Source organism: Ralstonia sp. UBA689 (assembly GCF_002298975.1).
Classification (GTDB): Bacteria; Pseudomonadota; Gammaproteobacteria; order Burkholderiales; family Burkholderiaceae; genus Ralstonia.
The window spans coordinates 234,334-247,436 of sequence record NZ_DBMV01000001.1; the positions used below are offsets into that span (position 1 = coordinate 234,334).

Sequence of the window (13,103 nt, forward strand, 5' to 3'; positions counted from 1 at the left end):
CCCGAGGACGCGGGCCTAAGCGCATGGAGTGGAATGTGAGGGAAACTGATCTGATAGAACGGCTGGTCGAGCGCTTCATTGTAGAGCTAGACAAGCGCAACGCGTGCCTGGAGCTGGCCGGGGTTAGTCAATACCTGACCATGGGCGAACTCGCCGGTCTAGTCGGCTGCAAAGCGAACCAGCGCGCGCGGATGGTGAAATGGCTTGAGGCCCATCACTGGCGCTTCGTGATGGACAGCCGCGGCCTGCCGAAAGTCGCTCGCGCCTATCACGATCGCAAGATGGGCATTTCCGAAGGCAACACGTCACCGCGTTACGCAGATGGGCCGAACCGCCAAGCCTTTGCTGTAAGGGCATGACCACACATTGGGATTCACGGGGTAGCCGGGCAGGTCTGGGGGTATTTTTGGGGGTACTTTTCGGATATGAAAAACGAAGATTGTTTAGTGGTGTTGGTTTGCGGCAACTATTTGGTAGCTGTACCACCACCAAATTCGCGAGTCATCGCAAAAAGGGCCCTCTGGCAATCGCCGAGGGCCTTTTTCTTTGCCCTCCTTCTTTGTCCATTTCCTCGCTAGGGCTTTGCCGGGGGTGCCCGCGTACACCGATCTCTTTGGCACAAAAGCGACAGCCGGGCCTCAAGCACTCCAGCGACCAGTTCTCGCCAAAGGCGCGCTGCAAGGATGCATATGCACCGAACCGAGGCCGGATGCACTGATTGTGCAATGTGCCGTTGCGCGTTGTAGCGGAAGTTGCCGGTACAAAAAAACGGCCGTCGCGGCGATGCGCACCTTCATTCTCGCGGGCTGCCGCCACCAGGTCACGCCATCTCTCGTCGAGCGCCGCAGGGAACTCGTCCGGATCGGTTACGTACAAATCTTGCAAGCGCGCCTCATGGCGCGCATTCCATGCGCATGCGGCAGCGGGTATGGTTTCTGCTGCGTCGCAATCAGCCGGTATCGGTTTGCGTGGTGGTTGCGCTGCAGCGTGTTCCCGTTCCTTGTCGCCTGTTGCAGCGTGAGTGGGTCCGCATTGGCTGCCGCGGTTGTTAGCACTGGCGAGTGTCGAGCGCTAATGCACGCCAGAAGCGGGTTTTCACGGAACGAAGTTTTTTAGCAACGGCTTGTGCTCACCAGCGATTGGTCTACAGTGGAATTGCTACCGCACTAAACGCACGTTACAACTAGCTTCGTCTCGATACGACCGTGCCGGGATGGGGAAAAGTCTACGGGGGAGATATGGATATTTTCCGCCACTACGCAACGCGTTTTGAAGCTCGCAAAGAGGACGAGTACAGTATCCAGGAGTACCTGGATATCTGCAAGAAGGACTCGACCGCCTATGCGACAGCCGCCGAGCGCATGCTCGCCGCGATTGGTCAGCCTGAACTGGTAGATACGCACCACGATCCTCGGCTGTCACGGCTGTTCTTCAATAAGGTCATCAAGATCTACCCGGCCTTCCGGGAGTTCTACGGCATGGAGGACACGATCGAGCAGATCGTCTCCTTCTTCAAGCATGCCGCGCAGGGGCTGGAGGAGCGTAAGCAGATCCTTTATCTGCTCGGGCCTCCGGGTGGCGGCAAGTCTTCTCTGGCTGAAAAACTGAAGGCGCTGATGGAGCAGGTTCCCATCTACGCGCTGAAGGGCTCGCCGATTCACGAGTCTCCGCTCGGGCTGTTCTCGCCCGACGAGGACGGCAAGATCCTGGAGGAAGACTACGGTATCCCAAAGCGCTACCTGAACTCCATCGCCTCGCCGTGGGCGGTCAAGCGGCTGCACGAGTTCAACGGTGACATCACGCGGTTCCGTGTGGTGAAGCTGCATCCGTCGGTGCTGTCGCAGATAGCGATCTCCAAGACGGAGCCCGGCGATGAGAACAATCAGGACATTTCGTCGCTGGTCGGCAAGGTCGATATCCGCAAGCTGGAGGACTATCCGCAGGACGATCCGGATGCGTACTCGTATTCCGGCGGCCTGTGCCTAGCCAACCGTGGGCTGCTTGAGTTCGTCGAGATGTTCAAGGCGCCCATCAAGGTGCTGCACCCGCTGCTGACGGCCACGCAGGAAGGCAACTACAAGGGCACCGAGGGCTTTGGCGCGATCCCGTTCGATGGCGTCATCCTGGCGCACTCGAACGAGGCAGAGTGGCAGAGCTTCAAGTCCGACCGCAACAACGAGGCTTTCCTCGATCGCATCTACATCGTCAAGGTGCCGTACTGCCTGCGTGTGTCTGATGAGGTGAAGATCTACGACAAGCTGCTGCGCAACAGCTCGCTGTCAAATGCGCCGTGCGCGCCGAGCACGCTGAAGATGATGGCGCAGTTTGCGGTGCTCACGCGCATCAAGGAACCGGAGAATTCCAATATCTTCTCCAAGATGCGCGTCTATGACGGCGAGAGCCTGAAGGACGTCGACCCGAAGGCCAAGTCGTACCAGGAATACCGCGACTTTGCCGGCATCGACGAGGGCATGACCGGGCTGTCGACGCGTTTTGCCTTCAAGGTGTTGTCGAAGGTCTTCAACTTTGACGGTACGGAGGTGGCGGCCAATCCGGTGCACCTGCTGTATGTGCTCGAACAGCAGATCGAACGCGAGCAGTTTGCGCCGGAGACCGAATCCAAGCTGATGTCCTACATCAAGGAGTACCTCACTGCGCCTTATGTGGAGTTCATCGGCAAGGAGATCCAGACCGCTTATCTGGAGTCGTATTCGGAGTATGGGCAGAACATCTTTGACCGTTATGTGGTGTTTGCCGACTTGTGGATTCAGGATCAGGAATACCGCGATCCGAACACCGGTGAGATTCTCGATCGCAGCGCCTTGAACGACGAGTTGGAAAAGGTGGAAAAGCCGGCGGGCATCTCCAACCCGAAGGACTTCCGCAACGAGATCGTCAACTTCGTACTGCGGGCTCGGGCCAGGAACGGGGGCAAGAACCCGAACTGGACCAGCTACGAGAAGCTGCGCGCGGTGATCGAAAAGAGGATGTTCTCGACCACGGAGGATCTGCTGCCGGTGATCTCGTTCAACGCCAAGTCGTCGCACGATGACCGGGCGAAGCATGAGAACTTCGTCAACCGCATGGTGGAGAAGGGCTACACGGAGAAGCAGGTGCGCCTGCTGGTGGAGTGGTATCTGCGCGTGAGGAAGTCGTCTTAAGGAGAGGGTGCCAAGCGGACAACTTCCAACCGAGGGCGCGCACATGGGCACGATCATTGATCGGCGAGAGAACGGCGGCGGCAAGAGTACCGTCAACAAGCAGCGCTTCATCAAGCGCTACCGGGACCAGATTCGTCGTGCGGTGGCCAAGGCGGTGTCGGGCCGGAAGGTCATGGACATCGAGCAGAGCGGGCAGGTGTCCATTCCGGTCAAGGACATCTCCGAGCCCATTTTCCACCACGGCTCGGGCGGGCGCCGGGAGGGCGTCCACCCTGGCAATCGGCAGTTCGTGCGTGGGGATACCTTTGACCGTCCGCAACAGGGCAGCGGCGGAACAGGGTCACAGGCGAGCGATTCGGGTGAAGGCGAGGACGACTTCGTCTTCACACTCTCGCGCGAGGACTTCCTCAACTTCTTTTTCGAGGACATGGCGCTGCCCGATCTGGCCAAGCGCAGCCTCGCCAAGCTGGCCGAGGTGCGCAAGGTGCGCGCCGGGTTCTCGCTGGACGGCACGCCATCAAACCTGTCCATCCTGCGCACGATGCGTAGTTCGATTGGCCGCCGCATCGCGTTGTCCAGCCCGTATCAGCGTCGCCTGCATGAGCTGGAGAAGGAATACAACGAGGTGCTCGATAACGACGGGCCTTACAGCGCGCGCGCCCAGGAGCTGATGAAGGAGATGCATCACCTGCGATCCTGCCTGGACCGCGTGCCGTTTATCGAGAAGCTGGACCTGCGCTACAACAACCGCGTGCTGCGCAAGCGTCCGCAAGCGCAGGCGGTGATGTTCTGCGTCATGGATGTGTCCGGCTCGATGGACGAGCCCCGCAAGGATCTCGCTAAACGCTTCTTCATGCTGCTCTACCTTTTCTTGAAGCGAAACTACGAGCGCATCGACGTCGTTTTCATCCGTCACCACACCGTGGCCAAGGAGGTGGATGAAGAGGATTTCTTCCATTCGCGCGAGTCTGGCGGCACGGTCGTGTCGAGTGCGCTCAAGCTGATGTTGGAAGTGATTCAGAAGCGCTACTCGCCCAGCCAGTGGAACATCTACTGCGCGCAGGCTTCGGACGGCGACAACTGGGCGGGCGATTCGGAGTTGTGCGCCAAATTGCTGCGCGAATCGATCCTGCCGGTGACGCAGTACTACGCTTATGTGGAGGTGGTGTCGACGGAGCCACAGAACCTGTGGGAGGAGTATCTTACGGTGAAGGCTGGGCACGACAACTTCGCGATGCAGCGCATTCTCAAGGCCGACGAAATCTACCCGGTGCTGCACGATCTGTTCCAGAAGCGCGCCGCCTGATTGGCGGTTGCGGGTCGCTCCCAGCGGGGTGCCGTTGCTTCAGTCGTCTTGGGGCAACCGCGCCGGTGCCTCAGCGCACACGCCACGAGTGTGATGAAGTCAACGGGAACGAGCATGGCCTACCTTTCTACGGGCTCGGAGTGGACCTTCGAGCTGATCAGGCGCTACGACCAAAGCATCGCCCGCATTGCCGCCGAGTTCGGCCTGGACACCTATCCGAACCAGATCGAGATCATCACCGCCGAGCAGATGCTCGATGCGTATGCGTCCGCGGGCTTGCCGCTGGGCTACAGCCACTGGTCGTTCGGCAAGCACTTCCTGGCTTCGGAGCGCAGCTACCAGCGCGGCCATATGGGGCTGGCCTACGAGATCGTCATCAACTCCAACCCCTGCATCGCCTATCTGATGGAGGAGAACACGATGCCGATGCAGGCGCTGACGATCGCGCATGCCTGCTATGGCCACAACTCGTTCTTCAAGGGTAATTACCTGTTCCGCACCTGGACCAACGCCGACGCCATCGTCGATTACCTGCTCTTTGCCAAGAGTTACGTGACCGAATGCGAGCAGCGCTACGGCGAGCAGGCGGTGGAACTGCTGCTCGATTCCTGTCACGCACTGCAGAACTACGGCGTGGACCGCTATCGGCGGCCCAAGAAGCTGTCGATCAATGAAGAGCAGGCCCGCCAGGCCGAGCGCGAGAAGTATCTGGAAGCGCAGGTCAACGATTTGTGGCGCACGTTGCCCAAGCACCGCTCGCACGCGTTGGCCGTCGCGGATGAGGCCCCCGAGCGGGAAGAGAGGTTTCCGCCTGAACCGGAGGAGAACCTTCTCTATTTCATCGAGAAGAATGCGCCAAAGTTACAGCCGTGGCAGCGGGAGATCGTGCGCATCGTGCGCAAGATCGCCCAGTATTTCTATCCGCAGCGGCAGACCAAGGTGATGAATGAGGGCTGGGCCACGTTCTGGCACTACACCATCCTGCACAAGCTTTACGACGAAAAGCTCGTCAACGACGCCTTCATGTTGGAGCTGCTGCAGGCGCATACCAATGTGATTTACCAGCCGCCGTACAACAGTCCGTATTACAGCGGCCTCAATCCGTACACGCTGGGTTTCCTGATTTTTAAGGACATTCGCCGCATTTGCGAAGACCCGACCGACGAGGATGCGCGCTGGGCGCCCGAGATTGCTGGCAGCGACTGGCAGGAGACGCTGGACTTCGCCATGCGCAACTTCAAGGACGAGAGCTTTCTGCTGCAGTTTTTGTCGCCGCGTGTGATCCGCGAGCTCAAGCTGTTCTCGGTGCTGGATGACGACCGTGAGTCCAAGCTGCGCGTGACCGCCATCCACGACGAAGATGGCTACCGCATGATCCGACAATTGCTGGCAAGCCAGTACGATCTGTCGAATCTGGAACCCAATATCCAGGTGACCAACGTCGACGTGGGCGGTGATCGCTCACTGACGCTGCGCCATCAGCAAAGCAATCGGCGCCCGCTGGCGGGCAACTATGAAGAAATGCTCCGGCACGTTGTTCGCCTGTGGGGCTTTACGTGCCGGCTGGAAGTGGTTTACGAGGACGGTCGACGCGAGATGAAGTACGAGTGCAAGCCAGACTAGCAGGCAAGGCTGTGGGGCTTGCTCATGCGGTGGGCGCCGCGGATTTGGCTCCCTCGCTTGCGTTATCCGAAAGGCCAGCCTTCGTGCTGGCTTTTTTCTTGTCCGCCGCCTGCTGTGTTTCCGGCATGTACGGTGGCTGGGCGGTTCCCAACGCGCCGAACAGCGCACGCACTGGTGCAATCATCGGCTCATCCCCCCAATGCGTGACCAACGTGCGCCAGGCATCTGCCGAGGTGTTGGCCTGCTGCAGCATGGCGTTCTGATGCTCGGCGAGCAGGCTCAGGAACGTCTGGAACAGGCGGCTGTTCTGTTCGATGCGGGCTTGCATCAGGGTCGCTGGTAGCTTTGTCATGTCTTCCCAGCAGGTGGCCTCGGCAACCGATGCGCAGGCCTGCAGTGCACGTCGCTCCGCATCCTCCACGCCCTTGAGCGTGATCTTGAGTGCGCGTTCCTGGGTTTCCTCCAATGTGGTCAGGGTATGCAGGATGGTTTGCAACTGCGTGCGAAAGATTTCGAGAGAGAGATCGATGGGTGCTTGCACGGTGAGCCTCCGAAAATGTGGTGGCGGGGCCCTGCCGATGTCGTCCCGCATGGCGCCCCGGTCTCCCCCATCCAGCTCGTCATCGTGCGGATGGACGAGCGCCTGTCGTGGGTGGCGGGCGGTATGGCCGAGACTGGCATCGGCTCGCCGCACGCCAAGTGGTTACATGCCGAAGCGGAAATGTCCGCTGCGCAGCACGATATTGTGCGAATCAGTCAGCTTGAACAGCGAGCGGGCCATGTCTTCGATGGTGCCGCGGTGGCTTTCCATCGCCTGCAACAGATCTTCCTGCCGCCAGGAGCGGGCACCGAAATGGTCTTCCAGCGCTTCTGCCGTCACCGCATAACAGGCGGGAGTGCCGTCGACGCTGGCGGTACAGGTGAGGGTGAGGTCCGCAGCGCAATAGCGTGGCGGACCGGTGTGGAATTCGATGGTTTTCATGGCCGGCCTCCATGAAAAAAACGGCGATGCAATACGCGTCGCCTTGCGTCCAGTGTATGGCGCGACCGGATGAATGCAATCCCCTTGCACAGCACCTTCGATGTACATCAAAACGGGGTTGCGCCGCCTGCACGCGGATCAAGCGCAGTGCAGCCGGCATCTTGCATGGCGTGCGGACGCACGCTGCGTTGGGGCTATATCTCGCACATTTGCAGGCGCGCCATGCTGGCCTTGCAGCGTGATAGCCAGAGTGCGGCTTCGGTCCGGTTGTTCACCCCGATCTGCCGGAACAGCGCATACAGGTGATTCTTGATGGTGCCCTCCGCCACGTTGAGCACGCGGCAAATCTGCTTGTTCGACTTGCCTTCTGCAAGCAGTTGCAGCACTTCGTGCTGGCGTGGCGTGAGTCGCCTCCAGACATCGGCCGGGCTTTCGCCAGGACTCTGTCGCGGATCATCGGGGTAGAAGTTGCTGATCGGCGGCAGGTAGACCGCGCCCGAGGTGATCCGCTGCAAGGCTTCGAGCAGGACATCGGCCGTGGCCTGGCGATCGACTACGCCCGCCGCGCCGAAGCGCAGCGCATCTCCCACCACGTGTCGGCCGACGGCCTGCACCGTCAGCAGTACGGGCACTTCCGGCAGCGCTGCTTTCAGATCCGACAGGCGTTGCCGTGCGCCGTCGTCTTGTGCGCTCCATTCCATGACGACAGCGCTTGGTTCAGCCTCCCTGCATGCGGGGCCGAATTGCGCGGAATAGTGCGTATCGATAAACACGCCATGCGCATCGAGTGCATTCAATACATTGGAAACACCTGCCGCAAAAAGCGGAAGGCTATCAATAACCAGAATATTCATCGACCCCTCGTACTTCGGTTAATTATTTTCAAAAGAAACCGATTCTTTTGTAGAGCGTGCTTGGTCCGGATGCAGTAAAACCGAAGTTCAGTGCCGAAAGTCATGGACGAGTTATCGCAGGGTAATAGGCTGCCGTCCTGTGGCCATGGACGGTACTTCCGGGGTATCGACGACCGCCCCGAAAACACTTACTTTGGATTCCGGCGCACAGGCTTGTGCGTCCAATAATTCAATGTGAGGAGTTTTTAAATGGACACAGGATTTATCGGATCGGTTATCAATGCGCTGCCGATCGACAAGATGATCTCCGCACCGCTGCAGGCGATGATCGCGGCGCAGACCTCGGCCGCGAAATCCTATGCGGATTTTTTGCTGCAGGTGTGTATTCAGAACGGCAAGGCCGTTGCGGTGCAGTTCGACTATGACGAAACGCTGGTCGACGAGCAGGGCGTGTCGCAGGGCACGATCCAGAAGACGATGCGCATTCCGCTGCTGTGTGCGGTTGTGCATCCGGTGATCGCCATCGAGGAAGGCACGATCGATTTCGAGCTGGAGATTTCGCAGTCGGAGAAAACATCGTCCACCACCGAGGCTGAGGGTTCGTTCCAGGCCAAGCTGGGCTGGGGGCCGTTCAGCGTGTCGGTGTCGGGCCGCGCCTCGCACAAGGCGGAACAGACACGCAGCACCGATACGCGCGCCAAGTATTCCTTCCACACCCAGGTCAAGCGCCAGAACCCGCCGGAGGCGCTGATGCGCGTGATGGACTTCCTGACCGAGGCCGCCACGAAGCCGGTGGTCGTCAAGGGCAAGGAGAAGGACGTCAAGCCGCTGCCCGCCACGCCCACCGACGGCACGATGATCGGCGAGAAGGTGCCGGCCAGCGGCAATGCGCCGGCACCGGCTCCGGCTCCGGCACCCAACACCCCTTAAGCCACGCCCGCACCGGACACTGGCCGGCCTCCCCACGGCCGGCGTCCTGACCGGCGCACTTGAGCCGCGCGCCGCCGATCGACCCCGACCGACCCGACACCATGTCCAGACTCTTCAGCCGCTGGCGGCGCCAGGACGACCACGCGTCGCGAGTACCTGCACCGCCCGCGCCAGTGCCGGCAGACACGCCGCCGGAGCCTCCGTTTGGCGCCACGCCGTTTCACAGCGCGCCACCCGATGTGCCGCCTGCCGCCGAGGCATCGCCGCCGGTGCCGCCGGTCTCCGCACCGCCCAGCGGCGGTGGGGCAGGCAATGACGGCAGCAGTGGCGGCAGCGGCAGCCACGGCCATCCGGGCATGAGCGGCCTGACGCTCGACGACATTACACGCGGCATGCAGCACGCTGCCTCGGCGGCCAACCAGATGCTGGCGCAGCAGTACACCGCGCTGCTCGATCAGTTCTTCGATGCCGACGAGAACGGCACGCTGGTCGCTCGGGAGGTCGAATTGGCGCTGGATGCCCAGCACCGGCTGGCGTTGCCGCTGGTGTCGCTGGCCATGCCGCGTGGCCTGGCGCTCGACGAGATGACCGTGAACATGACCGTGCGCAGCGATATCGCCGAGACGCTGCCAGCACAAGGCGAAGGTGCGGGCAGTGTTGGCAGGTTCTACGTTTCGCTCGCACCGCATTCGAAGCGCAGCAGCGGTGGCGGCAGCGGCCGTGACAGCGAGCACATCGATATCGAGATGAAGTTCACCGCGCTGCAGCCGCCCGAGGCGGTAATGCGGCTGATCGACGAATACACGAATCGGCTACTGCCGCGGCCGGTCAAGCCAGACCCCACACCCGAGGAGCACAGCGATGAGCACTGAGAACAACCCGCGCACCACGGGCGAGCAAGGCCTCGCCCTGATCAAGGAATCGGAAGGCCTGCGCCTGTCGACCTATCTCGATGCCGTTGGCAAGCCGACCATCGGCTATGGCCACCTGATCCGCCCCGGCGAAACCTTCAAGGGGCCCATCTCGCAGCAGCAGGCCGAAGCGCTGTTGCGCAAGGATCTATGCGACACCGAGCAGGGCATCGCCAAGGCAGTGCGCGTGTCGATCACGCAAGGGCAGTTCGATGCGCTGGCGTCGTTCGTGTTCAACCTGGGGGCGGGGAGGCTGCGCTCCTCGACGCTGCTGCGCAAGCTCAATGCGGGCGACTACGCCGGCGCGGCCGATCAGTTCCTGCTGTGGGACAAGGCCGGTGGCAAGCCGCTCAAGGGCCTGACCAGGCGCCGCCAGGCCGAACGCAAGTTGTTCCTGTCCTGAGCTCAACCACGACCAACGTCGATCCCCCTCGATGTTACGGAGATATTCCATGCGTACCGAACCGCTGCCCGCCATCCCCACGGTGCCGCCGCGCCGCCTGCGTGGCGCACTGATCTGGGCCATTGCAACCCTCATCGCCATCGGTGTGTCGTATGCCCGTGCTGCGGAAGCACCGCACACCTGCACCGCCGAAGCCGAGCGGCTGAACGCCGAGCTAGCCAAGCAATCCCTGCCGCGCCTCTCGCCGCAAGGCGTGACCTACCTGGCCGAAACGCTGAACATGCTGTACGTGTACGGCCGTCTGCCCAATCGCTTCGACCCCGAAGGCAAGGTGGATTGGCCCGATGGCGCCAACCGCCCGGCCTTGCTCCTCAAGCGCAGCCTGGGGGGCAGCGCGTGGGGCCAGACCGGCTGGCTGCAGGCGGACGTGGATGACGGATTGGGCAAGCGTGGCCCGTTGAGGCTGGTCTATGCGCAGGACGGCGCGCCGCAATTCCTGACGACGACTGTACCGGCTGCGCCCAAGGTGCCGACACAGCGCTGCGCCAATCCGGCGTAGACCGGTAAACGAGGCGAGGACGTCAGGCGCCGGCCTTGGCCTCGCGCGCCATTTCGACGCCCTTGTTGGCCAGCGCATCGGCGCGCTCGTTGCCGGGGTGGCCGGCATGGCCCTTGACCCAGTGCCAGCTCACCTCATGCCCGGTGACGAGTTCATCCAGCGTGCGCCACAGGTCGTCGTTCTTCACGGGCTTCTTGTCGGCGGTTTTCCAGCCACGCGCCTTCCAGCCGGCCAGCCATTCGCTGATGCCTTTCTGTACGTACTGCGAATCGGTGTAGACCTCCACCCGGCATGGCCGCTTGAGCGCGCGGAAGGCCTCGATGACGGCCATCAGCTCCATACGGTTGTTGGTGGTGACGGCCTCGCCGCCGAAAAGCTCTTTCTCGTGGCTGCCCGAGACGAGCACGGTGCCCCAGCCGCCAAGGCCAGGGTTGCCCTTGCATGCGCCATCGGAATAGACAGTGACTTCCTGCATGAAAAACGATCGGTGATAGGTCAGAGAGCGGCTGTGCTCAGGCGCGCGATTTGCCCGGCTTGCGGTCATGCGCAGCGGCGGGCGGTGTTTTGCTCGAATGCGACCCCGAAGGCGTGGCCACGGGCGTGCCGGCCGGCACCAGGCCCGAGGATTTGCGCGTCTTCCACGCTGGTCCTACTAGCCGCATGCCGCGCACGCGCTTGACTGCCTGCAGCATGTAGACCGCGCCGAAGATCGGCCACCAGCGGTCGCCGGCCTTTTCCATGAAGGCCGTGCGCTGCAGCCATTTGTCGGTGCGGTTGGGCGGGCAGTAGCAGCCGAAGCGGCCGCGCACGATATCAAATCCGAGCAGCTTGAGCCAGTCCTTCAGGCGGGTGAACGCAATCATCTGGCTCTGCGCGGGCAGGAACGATTCCGTGCCCAGGCGGCGCATGCCCTGGCGCATGCCCCACAGGCTCAGCGGGTTGAACCCGGTGATGACCAACCGTCCCTCGGGCATCAGCACGCGCGCCACCTCGCGCAGCACTTCGTGCGGGTCGTCGGTGAATTCCAGCACGTGGGGCAGGGCCACCAGGTCGATGCTCTGCGAAGCAAAGGGCAGTTCGTCGTAGCGGCAGATCACGCGCGGCGTGGCCTGGCGTTGCGGGGTGGCGGGGTTGGTCTCGGCATCGGCCGGCGGGTCGACGGGGTCGGCCGGGTCGCCGTCCATCGGGTCGAGCGTTTCGATGGGCGCGCTCGGGTCGATGTCGTCGATCACGCGGGCGATCAGCGGAATGCGGTTCTCACGCAGCGCGCCAAAGCCGGGGTGGCCGAGCTGCAGGGCGTGGAAGCCGAACATGTCGGCGACGGTGCGGTCGAATTGGGCCTGCTCCCAGCGCAGGACATATTGCCCAGGCGGTGAGGCGAGCCAATGATGCCAATCTATAATGCGACGATCGGAAGAGGAGTCGGGCATGGTCCAGGGTGGTGTGCCGCTTGCCGTAGAGGCGATCGCTGCGTTTACCGACAATTATATTTGGGCACTTCACGATGGCCGCGTGGCTGCTGTCGTCGACCCAGGCGGCGCGCAACCGGTGCTGCGCTTCCTGCGCGAGCGTGGTCTGGCGCTCGGTGCCATTGTAATCACACATCATCATGGCGATCACGTGGGCGGGGTGCGCGAACTGCTCGCGGCTTATCCGGAGAATCCCGGGGGCGCGGCGCTGCCCGTGATCGGCCCGGCGGGGGAATCGATCCCGTACCGCACGCAGGCCGTGCGCGAGGGCGATACCGTCACGCTCGCCCAGCCGTCGGCCACTTTCAGGGTGATCGATGTGCCCGGCCATACCAGCGGCCACGTCGCCTATGTCGGCCACTTGCAGGGCGACGATGCGCCGGCCAGTCTCTTCTGCGGCGATACGCTGTTCGCCACCGGTTGCGGCCGGCTCTTCGAAGGCACACCCGCGCAGATGCGGCAGTCACTCGCCAAGCTGGCGGCGCTGTCGCCCGACACACGTGTTTACTGTGCGCATGAATACACCGCGTCGAATGTGCGCTTTGCGCGCGCAGTCGAACCGGGCAACGCCCGCCTGGCGGCCTGGGAGGATGAGGTAGCGGCGTTGCGGGCCGAGGGCCGCTCGACTGTGCCCACCACCGTCGGCCACGAGCGTGCGACCAATCCCTTCATGCGATCGGATGAGGCCGGGGTGATGGCATCTGTAGCGCGCCATGCGGGCATAGACGTTGCTGATCCTGTGGCTGTCTTTGCCGCGCTGCGCGAGTGGAAGAACGGATTCCGCTGAGTCCGAAGGAGCATTTGAGCGCCTGATGACGCACCCAAAGCGGCATCAAACGCTGGTACGCCGGGTGAACGCGGGTTGACTCGGCGGAATGCCTTTCATACCATCGGGGCAATTTTTC

At 62.2% G+C, this 13,103-nt stretch carries 14 protein-coding genes; 9 read left to right on the top strand and 5 right to left on the bottom strand.

Going from position 1 to position 13,103, the window contains the following annotated elements; translation table 11 throughout:
• Positions 1–35 precede the first annotated feature (35 nt).
• The 4 genes from B4F51_RS01240 to B4F51_RS01255 all read left to right on the top strand — a co-directional run bounded on the left by B4F51_RS01240 (position 36) and on the right by B4F51_RS01255 (position 6,090).
• Positions 36–359, top strand: a complete 324-nt coding sequence (locus B4F51_RS01240) for a DUF4224 domain-containing protein (RefSeq protein WP_296223277.1) — start codon at positions 36–38, stop codon at positions 357–359.
• Between the two features lie 879 nt (positions 360–1,238).
• Positions 1,239–3,161: a PrkA family serine protein kinase gene (locus B4F51_RS01245; protein WP_296223278.1), complete on the top strand. Its 1,923-nt coding sequence runs from the start codon at positions 1,239–1,241 to the stop codon at positions 3,159–3,161.
• Between the two features lie 43 nt (positions 3,162–3,204).
• Positions 3,205–4,467, top strand: a complete 1,263-nt coding sequence (locus tag B4F51_RS01250) for a YeaH/YhbH family protein (RefSeq protein WP_296223279.1) — start codon at positions 3,205–3,207, stop codon at positions 4,465–4,467.
• A gap of 93 nt (positions 4,468–4,560) precedes the next feature.
• Positions 4,561–6,090, top strand: coding sequence for a SpoVR family protein (locus B4F51_RS01255; RefSeq protein WP_296223280.1), 1,530 nt, complete (start codon positions 4,561–4,563; stop codon positions 6,088–6,090).
• A gap of 22 nt (positions 6,091–6,112) precedes the next feature.
• On the opposite strand, the gene B4F51_RS01260 is transcribed toward B4F51_RS01255, so the two are convergent.
• The 3 genes from B4F51_RS01260 to B4F51_RS01270 form a co-directional block, all read right to left on the bottom strand.
• Positions 6,113–6,784, bottom strand: a complete 672-nt coding sequence (locus tag B4F51_RS01260) for a hypothetical protein (protein ID WP_296223281.1) — start codon at positions 6,782–6,784, stop codon at positions 6,113–6,115.
• 9 nt (positions 6,785–6,793) lie between these two features.
• The gene (locus B4F51_RS01265; RefSeq protein ID WP_296223282.1) at positions 6,794–7,072 is read right to left on the bottom strand and encodes a DUF1488 domain-containing protein; all 279 of its coding nucleotides are present in this window, start codon (positions 7,070–7,072) and stop codon (positions 6,794–6,796) included.
• A 194-nt stretch (positions 7,073–7,266) separates the two neighbouring features.
• On the bottom strand, positions 7,267–7,926 hold the full coding sequence (locus B4F51_RS01270; protein ID WP_296223283.1) for a response regulator transcription factor: 660 nt from the start codon (positions 7,924–7,926) through the stop codon (positions 7,267–7,269).
• Positions 7,927–8,175: 249 nt separating this feature from the next.
• Here B4F51_RS01270 and B4F51_RS01275 point away from each other — a divergent pair, with 249 nt between their 5' ends.
• The 4 genes from B4F51_RS01275 (at position 8,176) to B4F51_RS01290 (ending at position 10,729) form a co-directional block, all read left to right on the top strand.
• Positions 8,176–8,856, top strand: a complete 681-nt coding sequence (locus B4F51_RS01275) for a DUF2589 domain-containing protein (RefSeq protein WP_296223284.1) — start codon at positions 8,176–8,178, stop codon at positions 8,854–8,856.
• 101 nt (positions 8,857–8,957) lie between these two features.
• Positions 8,958–9,728, top strand: coding sequence for a DUF2589 domain-containing protein (locus tag B4F51_RS01280; RefSeq protein ID WP_296223285.1), 771 nt, complete (start codon positions 8,958–8,960; stop codon positions 9,726–9,728).
• Positions 9,718–10,170 (top strand): lysozyme, encoded by a 453-nt coding sequence (locus tag B4F51_RS01285; protein WP_296223286.1) that lies wholly within the window; start codon positions 9,718–9,720, stop codon positions 10,168–10,170. Before B4F51_RS01280 ends, B4F51_RS01285 begins: the two co-directional genes overlap by 11 nt.
• 49 nt (positions 10,171–10,219) lie before the next feature.
• Positions 10,220–10,729 carry a hypothetical protein gene (locus B4F51_RS01290; RefSeq protein ID WP_296223287.1) on the top strand — a complete coding sequence of 170 codons (510 nt, stop codon included), beginning with the start codon at positions 10,220–10,222 and terminating at the stop codon, positions 10,727–10,729.
• A gap of 22 nt (positions 10,730–10,751) precedes the next feature.
• Here B4F51_RS01290 and rnhA read toward each other — a convergent pair whose 3' ends face one another.
• Positions 10,752–11,204, bottom strand: coding sequence for a ribonuclease HI (gene rnhA / locus B4F51_RS01295; protein ID WP_296223288.1), 453 nt, complete (start codon positions 11,202–11,204; stop codon positions 10,752–10,754).
• Between the two features lie 37 nt (positions 11,205–11,241).
• On the bottom strand, positions 11,242–12,159 hold the full coding sequence (locus B4F51_RS01300) for a class I SAM-dependent methyltransferase (protein ID WP_296223289.1): 918 nt from the start codon (positions 12,157–12,159) through the stop codon (positions 11,242–11,244).
• On the opposite strand from B4F51_RS01300, the gene gloB reads away from it, so the two are divergent.
• Entirely contained in the window at positions 12,158–12,985 is an 828-nt protein-coding gene (gene gloB, locus B4F51_RS01305; RefSeq protein ID WP_296223290.1) for a hydroxyacylglutathione hydrolase, read from the top strand. The genes B4F51_RS01300 and gloB overlap by 2 nt on opposite strands.
• Positions 12,986–13,103 lie beyond the last annotated feature (118 nt).

Bases quoted from the DNA above. Each gene is read 5' to 3' on its own strand.
- B4F51_RS01245 (WP_296223278.1), top strand. From the start codon at position 1,239: ATGGATATTTTCCGCCACTACGCAACGCGTTTTGAAGCTCGCAAAGAG.
- B4F51_RS01250 (WP_296223279.1), top strand. From the start codon at position 3,205: ATGGGCACGATCATTGATCGGCGAGAGAACGGCGGCGGCAAGAGTACC.
- B4F51_RS01255 (WP_296223280.1), top strand. From the start codon at position 4,561: ATGAAGTCAACGGGAACGAGCATGGCCTACCTTTCTACGGGCTCGGAG.
- B4F51_RS01265 (WP_296223282.1), bottom strand. From the start codon at position 7,072: ATGAAAACCATCGAATTCCACACCGGTCCGCCACGCTATTGCGCTGCG.
- B4F51_RS01270 (WP_296223283.1), bottom strand. From the start codon at position 7,926: ATGAATATTCTGGTTATTGATAGCCTTCCGCTTTTTGCGGCAGGTGTT.
- B4F51_RS01275 (WP_296223284.1), top strand. From the start codon at position 8,176: ATGGACACAGGATTTATCGGATCGGTTATCAATGCGCTGCCGATCGAC.
- B4F51_RS01280 (WP_296223285.1), top strand. From the start codon at position 8,958: ATGTCCAGACTCTTCAGCCGCTGGCGGCGCCAGGACGACCACGCGTCG.
- B4F51_RS01285 (WP_296223286.1), top strand. From the start codon at position 9,718: ATGAGCACTGAGAACAACCCGCGCACCACGGGCGAGCAAGGCCTCGCC.
- B4F51_RS01290 (WP_296223287.1), top strand. From the start codon at position 10,220: ATGCGTACCGAACCGCTGCCCGCCATCCCCACGGTGCCGCCGCGCCGC.
- rnhA (WP_296223288.1), bottom strand. From the start codon at position 11,204: ATGCAGGAAGTCACTGTCTATTCCGATGGCGCATGCAAGGGCAACCCT.
- gloB (WP_296223290.1), top strand. From the start codon at position 12,158: ATGGTCCAGGGTGGTGTGCCGCTTGCCGTAGAGGCGATCGCTGCGTTT.
- B4F51_RS01300 (WP_296223289.1), bottom strand. From the start codon at position 12,159: ATGCCCGACTCCTCTTCCGATCGTCGCATTATAGATTGGCATCATTGG.